Origin of the sequence: Paenibacillus antibioticophila, assembly GCF_000455265.1 — a bacterium.
Taxonomy (GTDB): Bacteria; Bacillota; Bacilli; order Paenibacillales; family Paenibacillaceae; genus Fontibacillus; species Fontibacillus antibioticophila.
Genome location: NZ_HG005143.1, coordinates 98,155 through 123,863 on the forward strand (window position 1 = coordinate 98,155; position 25,709 = coordinate 123,863).

Below are 25,709 nucleotides of genomic sequence, written 5' to 3' on the forward strand. Positions count from 1 at the left end.
CAAGGAAGTATTTATAAAATCACGGCATTTCATGTAATATTCCGCCCTAAAACTCCCGGTTGTGCAGCTCTCGCTTGGCAGTCTCCATCGGAAACAATCCTTCCGCGGTAATAATCTTCATAGGCAAATCCTTGCCGTCCATCAAGTCCCGTACCGCCTTCATCAATTGCGGTCCGAGGAGCGGATTACACTCTACCGCCATGTTCAGCTTCCCGGCAGCCATGGCCTGAAACGCCGGCCTTGTCGCATCGATGGAGATCAGGATCATATCCTTGCCCGGAGCCAGCCCGTAATCCTCAATAGCCTGAATGGCACCCAGCGCCATATCGTCATTGTGGGAATAGACAATATCGATCTGATCTCCGTATTGCTGCAGGGCTTGCTCCATCATGAGCCTGCCGCTTTGCAGCGTGTAATCTCCGTAATAAGAAGAGAGCAGCTCGTACTGGCTGAACTGCCGGATCACCTCATCGAAGCCCTTCTTACGGCCGAGGGCCGGCGCCGATTTCTCTGTTCCTTGCAGCTCAATCATGCGGTATTGCTCCTTCTCCCTCACATTCTTGACGAGCCAGTTCGCAGCCCGGCGCCCCTCATCCGTCATATCCGAGCCTATATAAGCCGTCCACAGGGTATCGTCGCTGACATTCACCTCCCGGTCCGACAGAATAACCGGAATCCCTGCTTCCTTTGCTTCCTGCAGAACAGTCTCCCAGCCTGATTCCGTCTTGGGCGAGAAGGCGATCACGTCAACCTTCTGCTTGATAAACCTGCGGATAATTTCAATTTGCTTCTCCTGCGACTGCTCGGCGTTATCATAGATAAGCTCAATATCCGCCTCCTTGGCGGCCTCAATCACCGACTTCGTATTCGCCAGCCTCCAACTGCTCTCTGTACCCACCTGGGCAAACCCGAGCACAATTTTGTTCTTCTTGGTATTCACCTTCTTTTCCGTTTTTCCGTTCAAGGCTTGCTTATCACCCTCAAGCCCTTCAGCGCCAAGACTGCTATCGGCGGTGATCTTCTGGCTCCTTAAGATGACCTGCTTTGGGATCCCCTTCTCCTTATTCAAAATATCGATCGCATAATTGACGGCCTCTTTTCCCCCGGTCGGGCTGGTGAATGTACCTGTAAGCTGGTTGTCCGAGATCAAATGATAGCTTCCATTCTCCGAATTCACACCGTCAATGCCGATAATATCCAGATGGGGCAATCCGGAGTTCTGAGCTGCGCGGTAAGCCCCCAATGCCATCGCTTCATTATGGGCAAACACAAGATCCACATTCCGGTTGTCAGCAAACCAGCGGGTCAACAGATCCTCCGCTTTATCCCGCTGCCAGTCTGCCTGAAAGGTCCTGACAATCTGCACCTTCCCGGCGTTATCCACGATATCGCGGAACCCCATGCTTCGTTCCGTCACACTGGGCGAGCCCTCCAGCCCCTGGATTTCAACCACTCTGCCCCCCTGCTCCCCCAAGGTTTCCAATGCGAATTCCCCGGCCTTTCGGCCCATCATTTCATTATCTGTACCGATGTACAGGGAGTAATCGTATCCAGTCACTCCCCTGCCCATGACGATGACCGGGATCTTGCTGTAAGCCTCGGTAATCGCAGGCGTTAAGGCAACCGGGTCATCCAGCGAGACAATCAGCAGATCGATTCCGTATTCAAGCAGATTCTTTACATCCTTCGCCTGCTGTCCGCTGGTCTGGCTGGCATCCATGAAGATCACTCTGACGTCATCCCGGCGCTGCACTTCCTCAAGAATCTCTTCATTCATCACCACCCGCCAAGGCTCCGACAGGTTGGGCTGCGATACCCCGATCAGATATCGAACCTCATTCCCGGTCTCCTTGCTGTCAAACCATTTGTATTGCCAAGCCAGAAGGCATAGCCCCAGCAGGAAAAGCACCATGATCCCCCTTACCGTTCTGCTCATCAGCGCTGCCCCTTCCGGTACATTAACGGCGAGATTCCGGTCACCTTCTTGAAGGTGTTGCTGAAATAATGCTGGCTGCTATAGCCGACCATTTCGGCAATTTCATAGACCTTGGCCGCCGGATCGGTCATCATTTGGATGGCTCGGCGAATACGCACCTCGGTTAAATAATCGATAAAGGACAGCCCCAGCTCCCGCTTTAATTGCTTGCTCAGATAAGTCGGGCTGACCTGGACGCCTTCTGCGACATCGCTCAGTGACAGCTCCGGCTGATGATAATTGCGGTCGATGTACTTCTTGGCCAGCATAACGACCGGAGACAGACTGCCTTTCTTCTTGAGCTCAGTGAGCATTTCCATGTACTTGGCGGGTATTTCTACCACCCCGTTTGACACATTGCTCTGCTCATACAGCACGACCTTTTCAAGGATATTCTCAAGCTTCTGCTGGACCTTCTCTCCAAGCTCCGTACGCTGCATATGCACCGGGCTCGTATACAGAACGACAATATGCCCCCTTTGGTCCCCGAAGACAATGGCCTGCTCGGAGCGGACAGCATCTTCAACCACATTTCTGGCGGCAAACTCAAGCAAATCCTTGTCCCATTCCCGATGGGTATAACCGGTGTCCAGATGACTCATCACCTTCACGACCAGCATGCCGCAGGCTTCCTCCAGTTGAAGCTCGAAAAAATTCAGGCTCCTGCGTATCTCCTCCTCCTGCTGAGTCAGTCCCTCCAGCCAATTCATTAGGAACCGATCCCGGATCAGAGAGGAATGGGACTGAAGCTGTTCTCCCAGCCATCGCTGCTTCTCCTCCTTCAGCCGGGACTGCTCCAGGCTCTCCACGGCCCGGGCAATAACAGACTCCAGCTTTGACTTGATAACCGGCTTCAGAATGTAATCGAACACCCGGAGCTTCAATGCCTTCTGGGCATAGGCGAATTCATCATAGCCGGTAATGACAATAACGATGCAGCGCTGAAGGTAAGGCCTCATTTGTTCAATCAGATCCAGTCCGTTAATAAAAGGCATATTGATATCCATAAACAGAATATCCGGTTGAAGTCCTTCCACCTGCTCCAGCGCCCGTTGGCCGTCTTCCGCTTCACCCACAAGCTCAATGCCCCATTCCTGCCAGGGCATGATCTTGGCCAGCCCCCGTCGAATCTTCGGCTCATCATCAGCGATTAGCAGCTTCCACATGACGGATCCCCCCATCTGTCAATTCACTAATGGCAAGCGGACTACAATTACCGTCCCTTGTCCCAACGTACTATCGATGGATATCCCATAGCTTGGGCCATAGGATAGCCGGATTCTTTCATGAACATTGAACAGTCCGTAGCCGCTGTTGCGCTCCGATTGTCTAACTTGCTGCAAATCCTCTCGCACCTGCCGCAGCTTCTCCTCCGTCATTCCGATCCCGTCGTCCAGAACCTCCAGAGTTAAGCTGTTGTCCTTTATTCGTCCGCGAATAAGGATTTTCCCCGTTCCCGGCTTCAGCTTGATTCCGTGGTAAATGGCATTTTCCACAAGCGGCTGCAAAATGATCTTTACGACCTGATAACCTCTGATTTCCGCCGGGACATCCATCTCATAGGTCAGCTTATTTTCATAACGAGCCATCTGAATGACCAGATAGCTCTCCACATGCTCCAGCTCCTTGCTTAGCTCGATGATCTCGTTGCCTTTACTCAGGCCAATCCGGAACAGATTCGTAAGGGCAATCACCATCTCAACAATGTCTTGAGCATCACGATCCTGAGCCATCCATTGAATCGTATCCAGGGTATTGTAGAGAAAATGCGGTTTGATCTGGGCCTGAAGCGCTTTCAATTCTGCCTCGCGTTTCTCCCTCTGCTCGAGATACACCATGTTGATCAGATTCTCGATCTCCTGAACCATTTTGTTGAAGCTGTTGCCGAGTTGGCCGATTTCATCCTTGGATTTGCCGGGAAATCGAATATATAGCTCTCCTTCCTCGACTTTCCGCATCAGGCTCCTCAGTTTGTCAACCGGCCGCACAATGGAATTCGTGAAGAACCAGGAGACAATAAATGCGACAAGAAGCGTAAACATCGCCACGATTACCGTAGCCGTCTGCAGGTCGGTGACCACCTTTAACAGCTCGCTTAGCGGGATCGTTCCGACGATTCTCCAGCCCGTGCCGTTGAAGCTGTTGTAGAAAATCTGATACTCCTTGCCGAAGATCGGCTTGATCAGACTGCCCGACTCCCCCGCCAGCCATTCGCCCTTGATCCGGTACACCAAGCGGTTCACCGGCGAATAGACAACCCCGTCCATTTCATCCATGATAAAAATAAATCCGCTCTTGCCCAGGGACACGGACTCGACGTTCCGTTCAATGAAATCCAGTCTCATATCGATCAGAATCACCCCGATGATCTCGCCTGTAACGGGGTCCTTGACCGCCCGGACGATGCTAAGCACCTGATCCGCACTCAGATTCGGCTGTCCCTTCATCTTGATATTGCGGCCGATGGGATGGCTGAAGAGATGGAGCTGATCCGGATGGCCGACAGCCGCCTGATACCACTCCTCCTCTGTAAGCGGGTCTCTTGTGATCCGCTCCATTGTGTTGCTCGCGTACAAATTGCTCCGGTTCACTGACAGTATTCCGGCTATTTCAGGCCGCTTCAGCTCGTAGAGCAGCTCCCTCCGCTTTACAAGAGCAACTAGCTCATCCAGGCTCCCCTCCTGCAGTTCCTTGGCCCGCATAAACTCGATGACGGTATCTTCCTTCGTCAAATAGTGAATGACATTATCCATTTCATCCAGGTAAATCTCTATATTTCTCTGGACCTGATTCATCATCTGGATCGTATGGGAGTGGGTCTCTTCTTCAATAGACTCTTTGTACAGGGCACTGCCCCAGAGCCCTAGAGTCAGAATCGAGAAGGTAACTGTAAAGACAAAGTACAAGAGCAGCTTGAATCTTATGCTTCGATTGGCAACCACACCAATTCCCATGGCATCAGCCCGTCCTCCTGGAGTTTATGGAATCTTCATCACTCATCTTTCAAAACGCGAAAATGCAAAAGAGAGAGCTCTCTTTTGCAAAATCACTTAAGCTATTGTATTGGGACAACCTTCCGCTTAGTACTTGCGGTTCGGCAAGGCATCGATCGCCTTTTGACCGAAATAGACATCTTCCTCGGATTTGATCCACTTCGGAAGCTCCTTGCCTGCCTGATAATCCAGAATTGCCTGCTTCAACTGAGGTCCGAGCAGCGGGTTACATTCTACAGTCACATTCATCTTGCCCTCGGCAATTGCCTCGAAAGCTCCCTTCACACCGTCAACGCCGATGATCTTGATGTCGGTTCCCGGCTTCAGGCCGGCTTCCTCAATCGCTTGAATCGCTCCAAGCGCCATATCGTCGTTATGTGCATAGACGACTTGAATGTTCTTATCCTTCTTCAAGTAAGCCTCCATGACTTCCTTTCCCTTTGCACGGGTAAAGTCCCCGGTTTGGGAGTATACGATTTTATAGCCTGCATTGCCGGCAATCGCATCCTCGAAGCCCTTTTTACGGTCATTGGCTGCGCTCGCTCCTACCGTGCCTTCGAGCTGCACGATATTCACCTCTGCATCGGCACCAAATTCATCAAGCATCCATTTGGCTGCATTTTCACCTTCCAGAATGAAGTCGGAGCCGATGAAAGAGGTGTACAGATCTTCATTCCCGGCCGTAATGCCCCGGTCGAGCAGGAATACGGGAATGCCTGCATCCTTGGCTTCCTTCAGCACCGTCTCCCAGCCGGATTCCACAACCGGAGCAAGCCCGATGGCATCTACCTTCTGAGCAATGAAGGAACGGATCGCTTTGATCTGATTCTCCTGCTTCTGCTGGGCATCGGAGAACTTCAACTCAAAGGCGGGGTCATTTCCGAAGGTATCCTTGATGGAGGCCGTCTCCGCATCACGCCATCCGCTCTCCGCACCGATCTGCGCAAATCCGACGACGATCTTCTTGCCAGCCGGTTCTTCCGCAGGTGCGGTGTTCGCCGGCTTGTCGGCAGGCGCGTTATTTCCTTCCGCTGTATTTCCGGAATTGCTGTTGCCGCAGGCGGCAAAGAGCGTCGCAACCATCATGAGTGTAAGAAGACTCAGCAGCAAGCTTTTTCTGTTTCGTTTCATACCTTCCAATTCCTCCCCTTGAATAGGTGATGTAGCATTGCATCTTCACTATATCGATTCGAATACTCGGTGTATTTACATTTTCACGTCATTCTTTGCAATATTCCGAGCTATCTTCATCGGGGCTCCGCCGCTTTCTTTACGCATAACGATAAGCCGCTGCAACGCCATGAAGAGGAAGAGCAAGAAGCCTACTGCAATCTTGGTCCACCATGAGCTGAGTGTGCCCTGGAAAATAATCATCGTCTGAATGATGCCGGTACACAGTACGCCAAGCATCGGCCCGAGCAAGTATCCGAACCCGCCCGTCAACAAAATCCCCCCGATTACGCAGGCGGCAATCGCATCCATCTCCATCCCCATCAGGTGAAGGGAGTTGCCTGACAGCATATAGAAGGTGAACACAATCCCTCCCAGGGCGGAGCAAAAGCCGCTCAGCGCATAGACCCCAATCGTCGTTCCGCTCACCGGAAGCCCCATCAGCACCGCCGACCGTTCACTGCCTCCAAGCGCATAGACAGCCCGCCCGAAGGAGGTATATTTTCCGACCAGAAGAGCAGCCAGTACGAACAACAGGGCAATAACCACACTGATCGAAATGAAGCTTCCCCCAAACAGCCTGAGCTTGTAGCTTGAAATAGCGGTGTAGGTTGCGTTGGTGATGACGATGCTCTCGGTTCCGATCAGATAAGCAATCCCCCGCCCCAGGAACATCCCGGCCAACGTTACAATCCACGGATGGAGCTGGAACTTGCTGATTAAATAGCCTTGCCCGGCACCGAATACAATTCCGACCAGCAGCGACAGAACCATTACGAGGTAAGCATTCATGCCTTGCTGAAGCAGAGACGCCGAGATCATGCTGATCATGGCAACTACAGAGGCCACGGATAGATCAATACCGCCGGTAATAATGACAAAGGCCATCCCGGTCGCAACAATAATTAAGTAAGCATTATCAATGAACAGATTCAGAAATACCTGAAGGGAGAAAAAGCCGGTGTACATGAAGGAGCCTGAGCCATACAACAGGATGAGCAACAGCAGCGTCGCCAGCACAATAATGTTGTTGCTGCTTATACGAAGTCCGGATTTGATCACGACGCCGTCACCTTCCTTTTACGAGATGTCAGCTTTTGTCTGAATACATCGGACTGGATCAGGCATACAAGGATGACGACGACAGCCTTCACCAACAGAATAGATTCCGGGGGGACGCCGAGTGAATAGATCGTAGTCGTCAAGCTTTGGATAAAGATAGCTCCGATCACCGTTCCTCCCAGATAGAAGCGCCCACCGCGCATGGAGGTCCCTCCGATGACAACCGCCAATATGGCATCAAGCTCATACCACAGTCCCGCATTATTTGCGTCCGCACTGCTGAGATTGGAGCTGTAGATAATTCCGGCCAGCGCAGCGAGCAGACCGCAGATCGCGTATGCCGTCATGAAAATAACCCGGGGCTTGACGCCGGCAAACTCGCTTGATTTGCGGTTTGCTCCGGTCGACTCGAGAAACAGGCCGAAGGCGGTCTTCGTCTTAAGCAGATAGATCAACAGGAAGACAATAGCCGCAATATAGACTGCAAAGGGGATGCCAAAGAGGAAGCCCTTGCCGATAAACTCGTAGCTGTCCCGGGTCGTCGTGAGGATTTGCCCGTTCGTGATGAGCTGGGCAATCCCCCGCCCTACCGTCAACAGAATCAGCGTTGCCACCATCGGCTGAATCCGCAGCACGGCTACCAGCATCCCGTTCCACAGTCCGCAGAGCAAGCCAACCCCGAGGGCGGCAAGGATCGCAACCCACAGGCGATGCCCCTCCAGCATGTAAATCGCCATCGAGCCGGAGATAGCCAGCACGGAGCCGACCGAAATATCAATGCCTTCCTTCGCAATCACCAGCGTCATGCCGAGGGCAATAATCATCAGCGGTGTCCCGCGGTTCAACACGTCCACCAGGTTCCCATATAGATGCCCGTCGATCAGTTCCACCCTGAAAAAGCCGGGCATCACGATCAGATTGAACAAGTACAGAATCAGCAGAGCGAGGAGCGGCCAAACCACCTTGGGTGTCGGTGTTCCGCGCTCAAGCCATGCCGGCTGCTTCATGTCGTTCTCCCCCCTCCGCAATCATCTGCATAATCCGGCCTTCATTCATTTCCATGCCGGATACCTCGCCGATTTGAACACGGTCTCGCAGAACGATCACCCGATCACAGCAATTCACCAATTCCTCCAGCTCGGCCGAAATAATCAGAATCGAGATGCCGGTGGCGGCCAGTTCGAAGATCAGTTTGCGGATCTCCGCTTTAGAACCCACATCGATGCCGCGCGTCGGCTCATCGAGGATCAGCAGCTTGGGCCCGGTGGCCAGCCAACGGGCCAATATGACCTTCTGCTGATTCCCGCCGCTCAAATTATCAATGCGCTGTTCTGTACTTGGCGTCTTTATCTTCAGCAAGTCAATGTATTTCTCGGCGATTTCCTTCTGCTTGCTGACCGGAATATAAGGAAACAAGCCCTGCTTGGCTTGCAAGGCCAGCGTAATATTCTCGCGGATCGTGAGCTCGCCCACAATCCCCTCCGCTTTGCGGTCCTCGGGACAGAAGCCCATCCCGCTGCGAATGGCCTTTTGTGGATAGATCGCTGCCAGCCTTTCTCCGTAAAGCTCCATAACACCCGAGTCGCTCTTGTCGATTCCGAACAGCAGGCGCGCTACTTCCGTCCGCCCGGAACCAAGCAATCCGGCAAGGCCCACCACTTCCCCTTCGTGGATCTTCAGGTCAAAGGTCTCAATGGAGCCTTTTTTGCCAAGCCCCTTCGCTTCCAGAAAAATTCCGGTCTGCTCGCCCCGCCCGCTCTTCTCCAATGCCATCTCTCCCGGATTCCATTCCCGCCCGATCATGTGGGAGACGAGCTGTGTCCTTGGAAGCTGCTTCGTCTCATACTCCCCGACCAATAATCCATTACGCAGAACCGTAATTCGGTCCGATATCTCGTAGACCTGATCGAGGAAATGGGTGACGAACAAAATCCCCATGCCTTCATCCTTCAGCTTGCGCATGACGCTGAACAGCTGCTTAACCTCATTCATATCCAGGCTTGATGTCGGCTCGTCCAGAATCAGAATTCCGCTGGAAATATCAACGGCTCTGGCGATGGCGACCATCTGCTGGACCGCTACCGAGTACAGGGACAGCTGCTGCTTGACGTCAATATGCAGATCCAGTCTGGCCAGCAGCTCTTCGCTGAGACGGTGCATTGCGTTCCAGTCGATCATGCCCCGCTTGCGCGGCTGTCTGCCGATATATATATTTTCCGCAACAGAAAGGTTGGGACAGAGATTGACCTCCTGATAGACCGTGCTGATGCCCAGTTGCTGCGCCTCTAGCGGTGATCTGGGATGAATCTCTCTTCCGCGAAGCTTTATTGTTCCGGCATCCTCCTTATGCACACCGGTTAGCACCTTGATCAGCGTTGATTTCCCTGCACCATTCTCTCCCATCAACGCATGAATTTCCCCCTTCCGAAGACAGAAATCGACATTCGAAAGGGCTGCGACACCGGGAAACTCCTTCCCTATTCCCTCCATCCGCAGCAAAATATCATAATTCATTCGCTCACCCTCTTTCTTTGTTCAATCTCATTTTAGAAAGTAGAAGGCGGCGCTGTATTTAGAATAATGAGTCTTTTTTTAAGCAATTCGGACTTTTGAAGCAAGAAAGCAACCATTCATAAGAAAAGCACATCCGGCTTTGGACCTCCCAGATGTGCTCGCTTGATCCTCATTCAATTTTAGTTCAACAGTTTTCTACGATTTAACTACGGACATAGAGTCGGCTGCTCTCCTCCCAGATCTCGCCGGGCTCAAGCCCGAACAAGCCGATCTCATCTGCTGCCAGGCCCGTGTTCGGAGCATTCACCAGATTGATCTGCGGCTCCGGACAGAAGAAGCCTTCACGGGCCCCGTTGTTCCAGATCATCCATTGCTTGTACGAGGTGCCCGCATCATAGACCAGTGTCAGCCCGCGGCTCTGGTCGGTGAGCTCCATCCGGCTTCTTCCGTTCTGTGCCGCAGCCGTATAATGATTATCCATGCTTTCGAAGAATGGATAGACGCCTTCGCCCTTCATCAGCTGTTCCTGCTCCGTAAGCGGCTGGAATTTGCCCGTTGGCAGCATCCGTTCATTCAGCTCCCAACGGTCCCCGATCGTCAGCTTCAGACGATAATCCTTAGCCGCGCTTCCCTCCGCGAACGGCGCATTGACCGAGGTATGGAAAGCGAGCAGGCAAGGCATCGCTTCCTCTCCGGTATTCAGCACCAGGACTTGCTGTGAAAGCCCCTGCTCTCCCAGGCTGTAACGAAGCCGGATCTTGTATTTGTAAGGAAAGTATTGATAGGATTCATGCCGTTCATCCACGGACATGGTCACCGACACGTAGCTTTCCGTTCCTGTAGTTCCGTAATCCTCTACCTGCCAAGGAATGTTATACAGAAAGCCGTGCAGATGGTTGCCGGTTGCACTCTCATTTACCGGAAACTGATGAACCTTCCCGTTCCATGGGAATTTGCCGTCCTCATAGCGATTGGGAGGGAACAGTACCGGAATGCCATGAACCATCGGTCTGGCCTTGAACGATTCCATCTCCTCGGCAGTCGGTTCATGCAGCAATTTAAGTCCCCGCTCGATATCACGGAATGCGATCAGATTCCCGCCAATTTCGGGCAGCAGGGCGGCCTCATAGTTTCCCGCCTTCAGCCAAATGGCTGTCTCACCTTGATACTGACCTTCGTAAGCCTTCAATTCCAATGCACACATATGCACCTCTCCTTTATCTTCTTCGATTCTATATTAAGTTGAACTAAGATTGTACACTGAGGGGCAACGTGTAAAGTGTTCTTACACGAATGCACGGGCAGACACGTAAACAAAACGTTCGCCGCGCGCCATCACATGACATTTCTGCTCGGGATAGTGCTCGTACAAATAATCAACAAAATAACCCGGCTTCTCGCTGTTTCCGGCAAACACATCATAATGCAGCGGAATCACGGTCTCCGCGCCGATTCGAACCGCTAATTCTGCGGCCTCACGGTAGTTCATATTGCCGATGATTCCTTTTTCTCTGCGGAAATAATCGCGCCCGTTAATGGGCAGCATCGCCACGTCGGGAGCAATCTCGGCAAGCCGATCCGCCAGTCCGGGATAGATCACGGTGTCGCCGGCATGATACAGTGTTACTCCATTCAGCTCCAGCACATAACCAACGCTGCGTTCATATCCATTCTCATCCTGCTCAAGCTCTTCGTGTGCTGCTGGAATGACAGTCAGGCGCAGCTTGGAGAACAGCTCCCTTGCTTCCCTTGCATTCGCCGTCAAAATCCCGGCGCCTTCTACACCCATCCGAAGCAATTCTTGCCGGCAGCACGCAGGCGCTATAATCGGAGCCTCCTTATTCTGGGCATGGAATACCGTCAACGTCCCCTCATCCATATGATCATCATGCTCATGGGTGATCAGGCACAGGTCAGCCCCGGTGATGTCCTCGGGAATGATCGGAGCCGGGTAGGAGCGGACAGGACCGTTACGGTCCAAGAAGTCGGAAACATAAGGATCGATGTATACCGTAATCCCATCTCCCTTAATGATCACACTCTCCTGACCCAGGAACCAGATCGCCAAGGTGCCGTACGGAACCTCGGTGCTGCGCACCTCATGGATTAATGCTGTTCCTTTTCTTGCAGATTTCATCTTCATCCTCCCTTCATGCCTATTGTAACAGTTACTGCTGTTAGTGAAGAAGGCCCTTTCGGGCCTTCACTTCCTACTTGGTTGTCCCAGAGAAGAACAACGGTCTCAAATCGAAGAAATCAAGCTCTGCTTCTCCAGTTCCTTTTGCAAATCGAATCAGGTTGTCGCCGGCCTGCAATGGTACCTTTGCTGTAGATAGCCCCCAATTTTCCCACCCTTTGTGAACGACATACAGCTCAGTTGCCCTGCCTTCATTCACGCTCAGCAAGAAGTGAGAGGTCTTTCCATCCATTGCGCCATTAGCTGTTCTGGCTAGTAGCGCATATTCACCCTCTTGATCAACCTTCACACTGAACTCCACATAGCTGTCTTCCTCGCTGAAATGACCTGCTTTCTCTCCCCCGGAGCCAGTGCTGCTCTCCAAGGCAGCTGCTCCGCCGCCGAAGGTCCCCTTCTCGGCTTCAAAGCGGACTCTTGCAGGTTCGCCTGCCGGCAGGGAGATCGGTTGATTCGGGTTAACAGGCTCGCCCAAATGAGGGGTGTTATCCTCATTCCAGGTGAAGGTCTGCGCCCGAACCTCGCGGTTCCACCCGGCACCGTCATATTTAGCGGCATGGTAGACGATCCAGTCCTCCGACCCGTCAGGAGAGGTTGTAAAGGAGTGATGCCCCGGTCCATGGATGCCGTTAGCCGACTTGAAGATCGGCTCATCCCGCTTCGTCCAGGAGGCCGGATCAAGCAGGTTGTTGCCCGCCTCTGCGGTTATTAACCCCAGGCAGTAGTCATTCGTCCAGCTTCCGCTTGCCGAATACACAAGATTAATGACTCCGTTGCGAATAATCACCTGCGGTCCCTCGTTGACATTCGGGGAATGATTCGTCTCCCAGCTCAGGGCCGGTCTGGCAATCTCCACCCGCTCCGAATCGATCGTCCACGGATCGCTCATATGCGCAATGTATAGAATTTGCCGGATATTAATGTCTTCCTCCCAACCGGACCATATAAAATAAAGCTCATCCTCCACCTGAAGCACGGTGCCGTCAATTGCCCAGCGGTTCGTCTCGTCTGTAATCTGACCCTTTTGCTTCCAGAAGCCCTGGGTCGGGTCCTCCGAGGTGTTCTCCATAACATACATCCGATGGTTCACGTTGTCCCCGTCGTCCATAGCGTAATAAATGTACCAAGCCCCATGGATATAATGCAGCTCAGGCGCCCAGATGCCGTGTCCGCCCGTTGGAATTACCTTTTTAGCACCGGTATCGAGCGTAGTCAAGTCCGGGGATTTCCAGACTGTGACGTTATCTCCTGTTGTCTTGGTGAAGTAATAAAATCCGTCCGTATGTTTATATACCCAAGGGTCAGCCCCATCCTGCATGATCATATTGAAAAATAGATTCGTGTTCTCCATCTTCTCCACCTTCCCGCAGCCGATCGGGACCAATAAAAACAGGCAGATCGCCGGCAGCAGTGCTTTTCTGATGATAAGCCTTCTCATGCCCTGCCTCGCTCCTTTCCGGTTTAATCCTCAATCGCTGCTTTTCGTAAGTTAATTTGGCGAATAACTGCCGGGTCAAACTTCGCCTTGCGAGCATAGGTATACAGGCCGTTCACTTCCTGCTCGACATCATACAGCTGGGTGTAGCAGAAGCCGAACATCTTCGGATGGTCAAGTAAGGTATCGGTTAAGCCGCGATAGCGCTCGATGAACTCCTCTTCGACGGGACGAGGCAGTGTCGGGGAGAAATTCGAATTCGATAACTTCATATGCCTGCTCCTTTATTAATCTATATAAATATATTATTGCCGGGAAGCTCTATAGCCGATAGTGTAAAAACAGCCCCCGCCAATACTTAGGAGGGGGCATATAAATAAGGGGCAATTATAGATAGTATAAGGAAGCAAGATTAGCCTTTGATGGATCCGACATATACGCCCTTGACAAAATACTTCTGCAGGAACGGATATACCATCAGAATCGGCAAGGTAGATACGACAATGGCACAATATTTCACCAGCTCACGGAAGGCCGTAGAGCTCTCCGCACTATCGATCACAACACCCCCGGCACTGCCGATCGTTGTTGCTGTTGCATCGTTGGCAACGAGAATTTCCTTCATGAGCAATTGCAGCGGGAACAGGCTGCGGTCCTTCAACAGCACCATCGCATTAAACCAGGAGTTCCAGTTCCCTACGAGATAGTACAAGAAGATAACGGCCAGCGTTGCCTTTGAGAGCGGCAAGATCACTCGGATCAGAATGTTCGCCTGACTGGCTCCGTCAATGGTTGCCGCTTCTTCCAGCTCCAGCGGCAGAGCCTGGAAGCTTGTTCTCATAATGATGATATTCCACGTACTTAACGCTGTTGGCAAAATCATGGACCACAGGTTATTGTAAAGGCCGATGTCCTTCATCATGAGGAACCACGGGATCAAGCCGCCGCCGAAAAACATTGTGATGGTAATCAAGATCATAATGAAGTTCTTGAAATACAGATCACGGCGGGAAAGCACGTATGCGCCCATGATCGTCATCACCATGTTGACGAGCGTTCCCAGGCCCACATACACGATTGTATTTCTATAGCCGATAAGCAAGCTGCTATCCTTAAAGACCAGCTTATATCCATCTAGCGTGAAGCCTAACGGCTTGATCAGCGCACCTTTGTGAGCCACTAACTGCACCGGATCACTTACGGAAGCGAACAAAATATGCAACAACGGATATAAGCAAGCGATCGTCAAGGCAATCAGCAAGATGATATTCGTGACATCGAACACGCGGTCTCCGAAGGTGGCCGGCTTCAGTTTGCTTTTCTTGAATCGAACCTGTTGTAATTGCGACATAGCCATACTCCTTTCTACCAAAGACTAACTTCTGAGGTGCGCTTCGCAACCTTGTTGGTAATCCACAGAAGTCCGAAGTTGATAACCGCACTGAATAATCCTACAGCCGTCGAGAAGCTCAAGCTTGCTTCCCTCAGACCACGACGATACACGTAAGATGCAATAACATCGGCTGTATCGTAAGTCAGAGGGTTATAGAGGAGAATGATCTTCTCATGTCCAGAGGCCATGAGTCCTCCGATCGCGAAGATAAAGAGAATGACAATAGTCGGAGCAATCTGCGGCAGGGTAATATACCACATTTTCTTAATCCGCCCTACACCATCAATGTCAGCAGCCTCGTAAAGTGCAGGATCGATGGTGCTCATCGCAGCGAGATAGATAATACTATTCCAGCCTATACTTTGCCAGATTCCCGAGAAGGTATAGATGGGTCTAAAGAAAGAGGAATACCCGAGCAATGAGGTATACTCTTTACCTGTGATCAATTGAAGAATTTGCGTGATAACCCCTTCATCGGCAGTGAAAATATGAATAATACCGGCTACAACGACAAGGGAGATAAAGTGAGGCATGTACGTAATAGTCTGAACCGTCTTTTTAAACTTGCCGTCACGTATTTCATTCAGCATGAGTGCCAGAATAATTGGTGCAGTAAATCCGAAGACAATGCCCCATACGTTCAAGAGCAAGGTATTCTTAACGACCCGCCAGAAATAAGGTCCGGTAAAGAAATCGACAAAATGCTTCAATCCCACCCAATCACTCTCGGCAAAGCCGAGTAATGGCTTGAAATCCTTAAAGGCGATCATAACGCCCCACATTGGTCCATAGCAGAAAATGAGGTACCAGGCTACAACCGGTAAAACCAACAGATAGGCAAACCAGTTCTTCTTGAAGTCCTTTTGAAGGGTATACTTAAGGTTTTTGGACTTTCGAGCAGGGACGATTTTGTCAATGTTATTGTTGCTTGGTGTAATCTCCATTACCCTATCACCTACTTTTCTTATCCCGATCAGAATACAAGGATGACGAGGGGACGATTAGCTGCCGCTGAATCCCCCTCGTCATTGTCCTATGCATAAATCTCAGGCTGAATTGGTATTATCTGTTGTTGTAACGATCCAGTGCTGCCTGGTGGAGGCTAAGGAACTCATCCAGCCCCATCTTCTTCGCTTCAGTCAAGAACTTGTCATAGCTCTCAACCGGCAATTCTCCCTTGATAATCTTCGCGAAGTATTCGCCGCGCAGCGTAGACAACTGGTTACCCAGTTCTGCTTCGCGTGAGGCTTCTTCTTGTGTAAATGTAATCGGAGGAATAGCCGGGCTGCTATCCATCTTTTCCGTCCAAAATTGACGAATGTCACCGGAATAGCTTCCTCTTGCCACGATGTTCGGGTTAGAGTTGTGCTCGTCGCGAATATTTGGCCAGCTATGTCTACGATATTTATTAAGCGCAACCGAGATCGGCTGACCGTCAGGGTCGTTATACATATAACCGTCTTCAGGGAAATAAGGCTTGCCATTTCCGTCAATCAGATGCACTGTACCGTATTCGCCGTAGTTATAAACTTCCCATCCCTTTTTCGAGAAGGCAAAGTCAAGCCATGCCATTGCAGCTTCAACATCTTTGGCCTGTGTAGTAATCGCCGCTGATGTTCCTACTCTCATAAAGTTTTTATACGTCGTTGCCGATTGATCTCCAGGATTCAGAATCGGGTTCAAGGCACCAACGAAATCAATATTGTTCTGCGTCTTCCAATAGCTCCACATCGTGTCCGGGGAATCCATCATAACCGCAGTATCGCTTGAAACGGCACTTGCCATTCTTTGGTTGAAATCGGCTGTCGCCCAGTCAGGATTTAACAGACCTTCTTTGTTCCACTTTTGCATCGTAGCCAGATATTCCTTTGCCTTCGGTTGTGCCGGGCCCCATTGTACCTTGCCATTCTCATCAAGGAAGGTCCAGTCCCATACGCCATAGGCGCCATTAAGAATACCGGTGAAAATCTGACCATAGTTGGAGCCATAGTTCAATGGATGTTTATAGCCCACTTCCTGACATTTCTTGAGGAAGGCATACCATTCGTCGATCGTATTCGGAACTTCCATGCCTGTCTTGTCAAGCGCTTCCTGCTTGATCAGCAATCCGAACCACATCCACTCCGAATAAGGAGCGATACCGTGGAAGCCTAGCAGTCTCCCACTGTCCGTTACAGTCGTTTTTCTCCGCATATCGTCAGAGTTTCTCCAAGCTGTGTAGTTCGGAGCATTCTTCTCCATCAGATCTGTCAAATCCAGGTAAGCGCCATCATTCACGCCCGCTTCCAGACCACCCGGATAGCGGCCCGGATCGATGATGATATCAGGCAGATCGCCGGAGGAGATCATCAAAGTAAAGGAGTCAGCCTCTTGTCCAAGCGGCGGTGTAATGAAGTTTACCTTGATTCCGGTCATCTTCTCCACCATCTTCTGAACGCCATGTGCATTTTGATCCGGAATATCGCTGTTAGCTGGCAGCCATACATCCAGCGTTACATCCCCTTTATAGGGGTAATTGGAATAATCACTCGGAATAACTGTATCGAAAATGTCGCCCAGATAAGTGTCATTCAGCGTTGAGTTCACCTGCTCGATTTGCTCCGCGCTAGGGTTCGCATTGCCGCGGATATCGGCACTGATGTCTGTAAAGGTCGTCTCATTGCCTTTGTTCGTCTCTGTAACATTTGTAGAGTTGTTACTAGCATTGTCCTTCGAAGCATTGTTATCAGCGCTTCCGCCGCAAGCAGTAATCGTTGTCATCAACAACACCGAAATTACTGTCAGGCTAACCATACGTTTCGTGAATTTCTTCATCTTCATCCTCCTTTTTTCTTCTCACAAGATCCAACAGCTAGTTGATACTGCCCTGCAAGAGCCATGTCCCCTTTTCCGTTTGTAATTATTAGATACAAACTAATTATGTGTTTTAATACAATTATTTTGTATCTTTATTAAAAGTATAAGTCATAGCTTTCTCCATGTCAACGCTTTCATTGCGATTATTTAATTAATATTTGGTTTGTTCTATGACAAAATTACATACCTTCCAATTCTTTTGTAACTATTCTCCTGAAGGGAGATCGAGATTTTGCTCCAATCCTGCAGGAGCGCCAAAATCGGGACTGCCATCCTCATTCCAGCTGATCTTCTGCATACGCGTGCTGCGTCTGGAGCCCTCCGAACGTTTCATCTCGGATTCGGAATAGGAATAGGCATGGTAAACGATCCAATCTTCACGATCATCCGGAGAACCTGTAAAGCTGTTATGTCCCGGTGCATAGACACCCTCATCAGGATTTTTAACAAATACAGGGCCCGGATGCTTCTCCCAAGCTAACGGATCCAGCAAATCGCTGCCTTCAGCAATACTCGTCATTCCCAGACAGTAATCGTCAGACCAGGTGGCGCTTGCAGAAAAGATGAGGAATATCCTTCCATTACGACGTAAAAAGACAGGACCTTCATTGATCGCCATTCCGCCTTGCTTCTCCCAAGGCTCCGTAGGTGCAGAAATCAATGCATTTGTTCCGCTCAAGGTCCAGGGATTCTCCATTTTGGCTGCATAGATAGCGGAGCCATAATCCGGAAAGTGTCCATACCCCGAATAAAAGAAATAAAGCTCTCCTTGATGACTAATCACCGTTCCGTCAAGCCCCGGATATGCTGTATTGACAGCTCCCTTGAACACCCACTCGTCCTTCAGTGGATCCTGTCCCTCAAGCTCAAGGACACAGACTCTGCGCGTATCATCTCCTCCGCCGTCATTAGCCGTATAGTAGATATACCAGCGGCCGTCGATATTGTGAAGCTCCGGCGCCCACAGGTTATGAGAATAAGGTCCGGACGGCTCCGGCGTCCAGACCGTTACCGGCTCTGCTTCGGCCAATCCGGTCATGCTGTTGCTTTTCCAGAGTGCAATTCGGTTCCCCAATGTTACGGTCAAATAATAGCTGCCATCCTTGTCCTTCACCATCCATGGGTCTGCCCCGTCAGGAAGGATCGGGTTTTGAAATTTACGCTGATCCATCATTGCTGCCTCCTTTACTGATCTCAAGATAGATTGATCTCTCGAATGACCTCAATCGGCACCTTCGGTTTGCGCTCTTCCGTTAACAGGCCGTTGATCTCTTGCTGTACATCCGTAATCTGTGTATAGCAGTAGCCTGCAATGTAATCGGTCTTCTTGATCGCCTCATGCAATCCCCGGAAACGGGAGATAAAGGCCTCTTCGGATGCTTCCTGCTTCCCGTATCCCCAGCCCGTATCGGATTGGAAAGCAATGCCTCCGAATTCACTGATGATAATCGGTTGGCCTTGATAAGAATAACCGTCGGCAAATGCATATTTGAAATGATTAAAGGATCTGTCATTGTTGACAATGGCATCCTTGTCTTCAAATCGCTTCAGCAATCCTTCTCCGGTCTCTACATAGTCATGCAGCGTCAGAATGTCCGAGATGGTATGCTCCCATCCGTCATTGGAAATGACCGGGCGATTAGGATCAAATGCCTTGGTCAAATGATAGACAGATTCAGTAAATTTCTGCTGGCGCTTATCCTTGAAGGTATGCATGACTCCCCAGGATTCATTAAATGGGACCCATGTAATAATGCTCGGATGATTATATTGCTGACGGACAACCTCCATCCACTGGTTCGCAAACTTTTGCACCGCATTATCATTAAATTCAAAGGTCGCTGCCATTTCGGACCACACCAGCAGCCCCTTAACATCGCACCAGTACAGGAACCGGGCATCCTCAACCTTCATATGCTTGCGGACGCCGTTATAACCCAACTGAAGCGTAAGGTCGATATCCTGGATGATCGCATCTTCGGATGGAGGTGTAAGATGGCTCTCGGACCAATATCCCTGATCCAGAATCAAGCGCTGGTAGAGCGGGACATTGTTCAATAGAACCTGACCCTTTTCAATCGAGATTTTCCGCATTCCGAAATAGGAATACACATGGTCGATTACCTCTTCACCCTGATACAGAATAAATTGCACATCATACAGGTTAGGATGGGCCAGGCTCCAATACCAGGATTTCCAAGGCCCGTTCGCCTCGTGAACGAGATCGACATCAAGTTGTAGCCAAGGCCGGTCTATCACCAAGCTTGCCTTCTTCACCTGTTGACCTTTCATGCGAATGATCGTTTCTACCCGGATATTGTTAGCCGTCAGATCCCCGTTCACCTGATATTCGAAACGAACGGAACGCGAATCAAGGTCAGGGGTCATCTTCACCGAATCAAGATGAGCCGGATGAACAGCCTCCAGCCAGACGGACTGCCAGATTCCGGTCGTTTGAACATAGAAGCACTCGAAGTTGTGCTCGACCCAACGCTGCTTTCCCCGAGGCTGTGTGGCATCCATACTATCCTCCACTTTTACTGTCAGACTGTTCTCACCCTCCAGATGAATGTATGGAGTGATATCAAAGGAAAACGCTGCGTAGCCGCCCTCATGATGACCGACGTATTGCCCGTTTACCCATACCTTGGCGATGTAGTCTACCGCTTGAAAATGCAGGATAACTCTCTTTCCTTCGTATTCCTTCGCAAGCTCCAGAGAGCGGTGATACCATACTGCAGGATGATGCTCTTCTCTTCCAATTCCACTGGCCTTGGTCTCGTATGTGAAAGGAACCTGGATGGTCAAATCCCCGCCAAATTGTTCATACCAACGCTCGCTCTCTCCTCTGTTATCATCATCGAACCCGAAGCTCCACGCACCATTTAAATTAGTCCAGGATGGTCTAACGAATTGAGGCCGCGGATAGTCTTTGATATACATCTCCGTTGTCATCCATTCCTACTCCTTTGTTTTGTTTCAATTATTTTGTTTATATACAAAATTCTAAAGGGAGAATGATTTTATGTCAACGCTTTCTTATATTTATTTTGTTTTAATACAAAAAATAACCCTGGGAGCAATGATCCATCATTGTTTCCCAGGGCCTGCCATTTCAATAAGGTCTGATCCTCAATCGTATTCCAATCTCATAATGATCGCCTGCGCATAATCGCCGAATGATTTGCCGAACAGGTTCAGGCCGCCTTGATGCTTGGCGTCGGGCTTGACGCCGATCTTAAATGTGATAAATGGCTTCTGTTCCAGGCTCAAATCCAGAAGAGTCGTGTCCGAGCATTTCTCTTTATCGACGGTGCTCCGAGTATGATCTGTAGCCCAAGTCTTCAGTAAACCATGCTGCGTGCTCCCGTCAAACCACCAGGAAGGATTCAGCTTGCCGCGATGATCTCCGAAGTCACCAGGGCTAATCCATGAGCCGATTTCAACATCATTGACCCACACCGTGATCTCTGACGGCCAATCGTTGTTATAGTTCGGCGCTTCAGAGCATAATTCGAGGGAGAACTCCAACGAGCGAACCCGTGCTCCAGCAGGAATCTTCTGAGGAAAGCGATATTCGATCCAGCCCTTCCGGAACCAAATCAATTCAGCCGTCCTGCTGTCCGGGTGATAGAAGCTGACCGGGTCATCCTCCGGGAAGACCATGCCGAGTGTGTTGGCCATTCCACAGGTGGGAATGATATCGAAATTGCTGAAATGCCCGATCGGCATTTCTACTTCCTGAACCTTGCCCGGGTGCTGCTCATAGGCGCTTGGATTGAGAACCATGCGCACATCATCGAAGTTTCTGCTGCATACCTTCATAGCCCCTCTTGTTGCAGGCTGAAGCTCGGTAACAATCAGCTCCGCTTCCTCCAGCACTTTTACATTGTTTGCCGCTGTTGAGACCGGAATATCCAGCTTCTCGGCGATCTCCAGAATGTTCAGATTCGGATATTCCAGAAGAAGCTTGATAATACCGATTCTGGTATGCGTGCTTAACGCATGGGCTACTTTCACTAACCTGTCGGGGTCGTTTATGGTAAGGTCGAGCATAATTATTCACCTACTTTTCATTATAAACAAAAAAAATACTTAAATATTTGGTTTATATCCTTTTTTATTGTAACAAAACAATCATAGCACAAAATTTGGAATAGTAAAGAGATGAAAACGTCATTTTGGCAGCGTTTTCGAAAGGAAATGACAAAAAGGCCGACAGAAGTCGGCCAAGTAAATTGCTCACAAAGTGATCATTTTAATTTATATAAAATCAGCTGTATCTCACGGTAATATCCAACGGATAACGCCCGCTGTTTCTTCCATAAAGCGTGACGCCGCCTTCTTCGGCCTGAAGCTCCAGACGGAACGCTCTGCGGCGATTGAGTTCCATGAGCAGCTGGACCGGAACTTCCAGCTTGCAAAGGTAGCCGTAGGAACCGGCATCATCGAGCTTGTTCGCCACAGGCTGATAGTGCCAGGACAGAACGCCTCTGGCGTCAGCCGGATCATCCGGCAGCTCGAAGGAGCCAACCGGAATGCCGTCGATCAGGATATTCAGACGGGACGGATGCTTGCTTTCATCAGTCATATAGTACGTATTGGTGTTATACTCCACTTGCGCGTCTGCTCCATGCATTGCTCCGATTCCCATATCCGTCGATTTCGCGCCTTCTACGTTACGGGCAAGCACACGTTTGGCGCCTGCTTCAAGCAGAATCTCAAGCTGGTTAATTAGCGGCTTCGTCTCCGCATCCGGTAATTGAATCTCATACACAAAGCTTCCCTTGCCCGCTCCGCTATGCTTAGCTCCTTGCAGCGAGGACCACTCATGCTGGAAGCTATGCTCTGAATAAGCGCCAGGTGCGACAGCAACCACGCCATTCGTATCGTTGCCGCGAACATCAAAGGCAATAAAGTTGCGCATAACCGGATGGCCTGCAGCGTCAGCCAGTGTTACAGCCAATACAGCGACTGCGTCATGCTTCGGCATCTTGACCTCTAGTACACCAAGGTCGGAGACACCATATCCGTTCCAATCCACTGAAATGCTTCCGCTGCTCTCAACCATAGTAGCGCCGAAACGGTCATAGCGAAGCTCCCACTGCACCTGCATTTGCTGACCATGATGCTGATCCGAGTAGCTGGAACCCAGCAACGGAACCTCTGCCACAGCTTCTGCATCCAGTGTCTGGCTAGGCGGAGCGTCCAGTACGATAAAGTCCGGCGAGTGCAGATCCGCAATTGTCATCCCTGGCACCAGATCACCGTACCCGAAATCCTTTCCCGTTCCATCCAAACGATAATAGCCATTAAATTCATTCGTTACATCCCGGAATTCCGTGAACACAAAGCCGCATAACTTATCATGCTTTCTGAACTCATTCATCATGTAGCGGTAATGCCAAGCCAGATCGCTGTCGCCGCCACCGCCGACGATCCCCCAGACATTGCCGCACTCACTGTTCATAAGCGGCGCATCGGATTGAACATGTCCGCCGATGTAGTTGAACGTGGAGCCTGGATAAGTCTTGGCATCCACCTCGTCCAGGTGCGCACGGACCTGCTCATACCCGTTAATATAGAAATGCCAGGTATTCAGATCACTTTCGACATGGTCATAATTGCACGGCGAATTGTCCTCCACAAGGCGTGTCGGATCGAGCTTTTTCGCCCAAAGATATTGTTCCCGCACCCACGCCTGCGTCTCCGGAAGGTAGCTGCTCTGCTGCTCCGCACCGCCTGTTACATCCATGGTCGCAGGATCGGTCTTCAGACCCCAGGTTTCATTGAACATAACCCATGAGAAAATCGAAGGATGATTGTAATCCCGGTCGATAATCTCCAGCGCTTCGCTCTCATAAGCCTTGCGTGCCTGTTCATCCGGATTGCCCCAGAAGCAAGGCATATCCTCCATCACCAGAATCCCGAGCTTATCCGCCCAATAGAGCTTGCGAGGCTCCTCCGGCTTAATGTGAATCCGGACAAAGTTAAGACCCAGACGCTTCATCTGGTAAATTTCATTATGCATTTCCTCATCCGTAGGATACGTAAAGAAGCCTGTCTGATGGTAGGACTGATCGAGTGTACCGTTCAGGTAGACCGGTTTGCCATTCAAGGTAATCCAGCGATAACCGCGGTCTCCGAAGCGTGCGGTGCCAATCTCCCGGATGCCAAAGTACGTGCTGACCTCGTCACAGCCGGATGCGCTGCGCAGACGAAGCTTCCCTTCATACAGCTCCGGTGTCTCCGGGGTCCACAATCTCGGATGCTTGACTTCGAATGTCGTCGAGATCCGATTATCTCCTGACTTCAACTCGACTACAATCTGATGCCGGACCTCTCCATCGGCAAAGTCAAGGCTAAGCTCGGCTTGCCCCGCTTGATCTGCATGGATTACTGCCTCAAGCTCTACTTTTCCATCTATAGAAGTTCTGAACTTGGATTGTCCGATATATTGAGCAGGCCGTGCCTCAAGCCATACCGTCTGCCAAATCCCCCGGACCTCACCATAACCCTGCTTCCCGCGGGCCTGATAGTTATGATCCTGGTCTTCTGTTCTGATCACGATGAGATTCTCGCCTTCCAGCAGCCACTGACTGGTAATCTCAAATTCGAAGGAACCGTATCCGCCTTGATGCGAGCCAACATGTTCTCCATTCACCCATACATGGCATAAGTAATCCACAGCGCCGAAGCGCAGGAAGATCCGGCTGCCCGACTCGGCAGGAGCCCATGACACTATGCGGCGGTACCAGCCAATTCCCTTTACATCCTTGCCAATGCCCGACAACGGACTTGCCCAGGAGAAAGGCACCTTAATCTCGTCTTCAAAAGGAATGCTGCTGTTCTTGCTCCATTCTTGCTGAATTCCTTCATTATCTGTATCAAAACGGAAGGACCAAGTTCCGTTCAGATTATTCCAGTTCTCTCGCTGCCAATGGGGATGAGGAAATTCAGGACGGGGAATCAGTTCAGTTTCTGCATTTTGAAGTGTTGTGCTCACGCTATACACGACCTCTCAGCTTATATTTGTGCTTAGTTTAGCACGAATATTATGATAATGCAATATATATTGCGATTTTACAATGAGAACGCTTCAATGTAGAATTAGAGTATTGTTAGATTTATGAAAAGGATGGTTTATAAATGAACGAACCCGTGCAAGACATCATCCGTTATCCAGCTTCACGTATTCTTGATGTGGCCAAGGCGCTGTCCGGAGACCTGCGCGTCCGGATTCTGGAGGCGCTTGGCGATAAATCGATGAGCGTCAGCCAGTTAGCGGAGGCACTTGGAGTGGCACAGCCAACCATTTCCATTAATGTGCAGACCCTGGAGCAGGCAGAGCTGGTCACATCCACGCAAGGCGCCAACAGAGAGAAAATCTGCTCTGTTACCTGCCGCTCGATCCAGCTTGAGCTTCCTGCCAAGCCGGGAGATGGCCTCCATGCTATTGAAGCCATCCACATGCCGATCGGCATGTATTCTCATTGCTCCGTCAGTCCGTCCTGCGGAATGGCGGCGAAGGACGGAGCTGTGATCGGTTCGCAGGATGATCCGCGCGTATTCTATATGCCTGAGCGGATTGACGCATCCCTGCTGTGGTTTGCCGGTACCGGATATATTGAATATTATTTCTCCAACCCGCTTCCTCCCGGTGTAGCGTTGGATGAGATCCGCATTCGGGCCGAGCTGTGTTCTGAGGCTCCAGCCTGCAATATGGAGTGGGCGTCCGACATTTCCCTTACGGTTAATGGCCACCATGCGGGAACCTGGACCTGTCCTTCCGACTTCGGCGACCGCAAGGGCAAGCTGACACCGGAGCGCTGGAAGAGCGGTACGGAATACGGTATGCTGACTGAATGGCGCATTACGAACGACGGGAGCTTGGTGAACGGGTATACTGCGGCGGATACTACGATTGATATGCTTCAGCTGTCCTTTAATCAGCCGATCGCGGTTCGTTTCGAGGTCAGGGAGGACGCCGTTAACAAGCACGGCCTGAACCTGTTCGGAAGCCATTTCGGGGATCATCCTCAGGATATCGTATTGGAGTTTATTCGACGTGCAGACCAGGAGTAGATGAAACATTTTCTTCCTTCCTGCGTAGAATG

Annotated in this window: 19 protein-coding genes; 1 reads left to right on the plus strand and 18 read right to left on the minus strand. The window is 50.6% G+C overall.

Features of this window, described 5'->3' with window-relative positions; translation table 11 throughout:
- Positions 1–46 precede the first annotated feature (46 nt).
- The 18 genes from TX85_RS25580 to TX85_RS23330 form a co-directional block, all read right to left on the minus strand.
- Positions 47–1,936, minus strand: a complete 1,890-nt coding sequence (locus TX85_RS25580; RefSeq protein WP_049895202.1) for a substrate-binding domain-containing protein — start codon at positions 1,934–1,936, stop codon at positions 47–49.
- On the minus strand, positions 1,936–3,141 hold the full coding sequence (locus TX85_RS23250; protein WP_044482292.1) for a response regulator transcription factor: 1,206 nt from the start codon (positions 3,139–3,141) through the stop codon (positions 1,936–1,938). Before TX85_RS23250 ends, TX85_RS25580 begins: the two co-directional genes overlap by 1 nt.
- Before the next feature lie 18 nt (positions 3,142–3,159).
- Complete coding sequence (locus TX85_RS23255) at positions 3,160–4,929, minus strand: cache domain-containing sensor histidine kinase (protein ID WP_044482294.1); 1,770 nt, start codon at positions 4,927–4,929, stop codon at positions 3,160–3,162.
- Positions 4,930–5,055: 126 nt separating this feature from the next.
- Positions 5,056–6,099, minus strand: coding sequence for an ABC transporter substrate-binding protein (locus TX85_RS23260; RefSeq protein WP_044482295.1), 1,044 nt, complete (start codon positions 6,097–6,099; stop codon positions 5,056–5,058).
- A gap of 75 nt (positions 6,100–6,174) precedes the next feature.
- The gene (yjfF, locus tag TX85_RS23265) at positions 6,175–7,200 is read right to left on the minus strand and encodes a galactofuranose ABC transporter, permease protein YjfF (RefSeq protein ID WP_044482296.1); all 1,026 of its coding nucleotides are present in this window, start codon (positions 7,198–7,200) and stop codon (positions 6,175–6,177) included.
- The gene (locus TX85_RS23270) at positions 7,197–8,207 is read right to left on the minus strand and encodes an ABC transporter permease (protein WP_044482297.1); all 1,011 of its coding nucleotides are present in this window, start codon (positions 8,205–8,207) and stop codon (positions 7,197–7,199) included. Before TX85_RS23270 ends, yjfF begins: the two co-directional genes overlap by 4 nt.
- Entirely contained in the window at positions 8,185–9,714 is a 1,530-nt protein-coding gene (locus TX85_RS23275) for a sugar ABC transporter ATP-binding protein (protein WP_044482298.1), read from the minus strand. The genes TX85_RS23270 and TX85_RS23275 overlap by 23 nt, the downstream gene beginning before the upstream one ends.
- Before the next feature lie 202 nt (positions 9,715–9,916).
- Positions 9,917–10,918: an aldose 1-epimerase gene (locus TX85_RS23280; protein ID WP_044482300.1), complete on the minus strand. Its 1,002-nt coding sequence runs from the start codon at positions 10,916–10,918 to the stop codon at positions 9,917–9,919.
- 81 nt (positions 10,919–10,999) lie between these two features.
- Positions 11,000–11,851 (minus strand): MBL fold metallo-hydrolase, encoded by an 852-nt coding sequence (locus tag TX85_RS23285; protein WP_044482301.1) that lies wholly within the window; start codon positions 11,849–11,851, stop codon positions 11,000–11,002.
- 73 nt (positions 11,852–11,924) lie between these two features.
- Complete coding sequence (locus tag TX85_RS23290) at positions 11,925–13,346, minus strand: family 43 glycosylhydrolase (protein WP_044482302.1); 1,422 nt, start codon at positions 13,344–13,346, stop codon at positions 11,925–11,927.
- A gap of 23 nt (positions 13,347–13,369) precedes the next feature.
- Positions 13,370–13,615, minus strand: a complete 246-nt coding sequence (locus TX85_RS23295) for a hypothetical protein (RefSeq protein ID WP_044482303.1) — start codon at positions 13,613–13,615, stop codon at positions 13,370–13,372.
- A gap of 140 nt (positions 13,616–13,755) precedes the next feature.
- The gene (locus tag TX85_RS23300; protein ID WP_044482304.1) at positions 13,756–14,694 is read right to left on the minus strand and encodes a carbohydrate ABC transporter permease; all 939 of its coding nucleotides are present in this window, start codon (positions 14,692–14,694) and stop codon (positions 13,756–13,758) included.
- Between the two features lie 14 nt (positions 14,695–14,708).
- Complete coding sequence (locus tag TX85_RS23305) at positions 14,709–15,680, minus strand: ABC transporter permease (protein WP_044482305.1); 972 nt, start codon at positions 15,678–15,680, stop codon at positions 14,709–14,711.
- A gap of 118 nt (positions 15,681–15,798) precedes the next feature.
- Complete coding sequence (locus tag TX85_RS23310; protein ID WP_044482306.1) at positions 15,799–17,550, minus strand: extracellular solute-binding protein; 1,752 nt, start codon at positions 17,548–17,550, stop codon at positions 15,799–15,801.
- A gap of 247 nt (positions 17,551–17,797) precedes the next feature.
- A complete protein-coding gene (locus TX85_RS23315; protein WP_044482307.1) occupies positions 17,798–18,766 on the minus strand; it encodes a glycoside hydrolase family 43 protein in 969 nt (322 codons plus the stop codon).
- 20 nt (positions 18,767–18,786) lie between these two features.
- Entirely contained in the window at positions 18,787–20,547 is a 1,761-nt protein-coding gene (locus TX85_RS23320) for a glycoside hydrolase family 2 protein (protein ID WP_044482308.1), read from the minus strand.
- Between the two features lie 177 nt (positions 20,548–20,724).
- Positions 20,725–21,648, minus strand: coding sequence for an ArsR/SmtB family transcription factor (locus tag TX85_RS23325; RefSeq protein WP_044482309.1), 924 nt, complete (start codon positions 21,646–21,648; stop codon positions 20,725–20,727).
- Between the two features lie 217 nt (positions 21,649–21,865).
- On the minus strand, positions 21,866–24,598 hold the full coding sequence (locus TX85_RS23330) for a glycoside hydrolase family 2 protein (RefSeq protein ID WP_049895203.1): 2,733 nt from the start codon (positions 24,596–24,598) through the stop codon (positions 21,866–21,868).
- A gap of 143 nt (positions 24,599–24,741) precedes the next feature.
- Between TX85_RS23330 and TX85_RS23335 the strand changes: the two genes are divergently transcribed.
- On the plus strand, positions 24,742–25,677 hold the full coding sequence (locus TX85_RS23335) for an ArsR/SmtB family transcription factor (RefSeq protein ID WP_044482311.1): 936 nt from the start codon (positions 24,742–24,744) through the stop codon (positions 25,675–25,677).
- Positions 25,678–25,709: the final 32 nt, after the last annotated feature.

Coding starts and splice junctions, on each gene's coding strand:
- TX85_RS23275 (WP_044482298.1), bottom strand. CDS start 9,714: ATGAATTATGATATTTTGCTGCGGATGGAGGGAATAGGGAAGGAGTTT.
- TX85_RS23320 (WP_044482308.1), bottom strand. CDS start 20,547: ATGACAACGGAGATGTATATCAAAGACTATCCGCGGCCTCAATTCGTT.
- TX85_RS23260 (WP_044482295.1), bottom strand. CDS start 6,099: ATGAAACGAAACAGAAAAAGCTTGCTGCTGAGTCTTCTTACACTCATG.
- TX85_RS23285 (WP_044482301.1), bottom strand. CDS start 11,851: ATGAAATCTGCAAGAAAAGGAACAGCATTAATCCATGAGGTGCGCAGC.
- TX85_RS23335 (WP_044482311.1), top strand. CDS start 24,742: ATGAACGAACCCGTGCAAGACATCATCCGTTATCCAGCTTCACGTATT.
- TX85_RS23325 (WP_044482309.1), bottom strand. CDS start 21,648: ATGCTCGACCTTACCATAAACGACCCCGACAGGTTAGTGAAAGTAGCC.
- TX85_RS23250 (WP_044482292.1), bottom strand. CDS start 3,141: ATGTGGAAGCTGCTAATCGCTGATGATGAGCCGAAGATTCGACGGGGG.
- TX85_RS23270 (WP_044482297.1), bottom strand. CDS start 8,207: ATGAAGCAGCCGGCATGGCTTGAGCGCGGAACACCGACACCCAAGGTG.
- TX85_RS23295 (WP_044482303.1), bottom strand. CDS start 13,615: ATGAAGTTATCGAATTCGAATTTCTCCCCGACACTGCCTCGTCCCGTC.
- TX85_RS23290 (WP_044482302.1), bottom strand. CDS start 13,346: ATGAGAAGGCTTATCATCAGAAAAGCACTGCTGCCGGCGATCTGCCTG.
- TX85_RS23280 (WP_044482300.1), bottom strand. CDS start 10,918: ATGTGTGCATTGGAATTGAAGGCTTACGAAGGTCAGTATCAAGGTGAG.
- TX85_RS23315 (WP_044482307.1), bottom strand. CDS start 18,766: ATGATGGATCAGCGTAAATTTCAAAACCCGATCCTTCCTGACGGGGCA.
- TX85_RS23255 (WP_044482294.1), bottom strand. CDS start 4,929: ATGGGAATTGGTGTGGTTGCCAATCGAAGCATAAGATTCAAGCTGCTC.
- TX85_RS23305 (WP_044482305.1), bottom strand. CDS start 15,680: ATGGAGATTACACCAAGCAACAATAACATTGACAAAATCGTCCCTGCT.
- TX85_RS25580 (WP_049895202.1), bottom strand. CDS start 1,936: ATGAGCAGAACGGTAAGGGGGATCATGGTGCTTTTCCTGCTGGGGCTA.
- TX85_RS23310 (WP_044482306.1), bottom strand. CDS start 17,550: ATGAAGAAATTCACGAAACGTATGGTTAGCCTGACAGTAATTTCGGTG.
- TX85_RS23300 (WP_044482304.1), bottom strand. CDS start 14,694: ATGTCGCAATTACAACAGGTTCGATTCAAGAAAAGCAAACTGAAGCCG.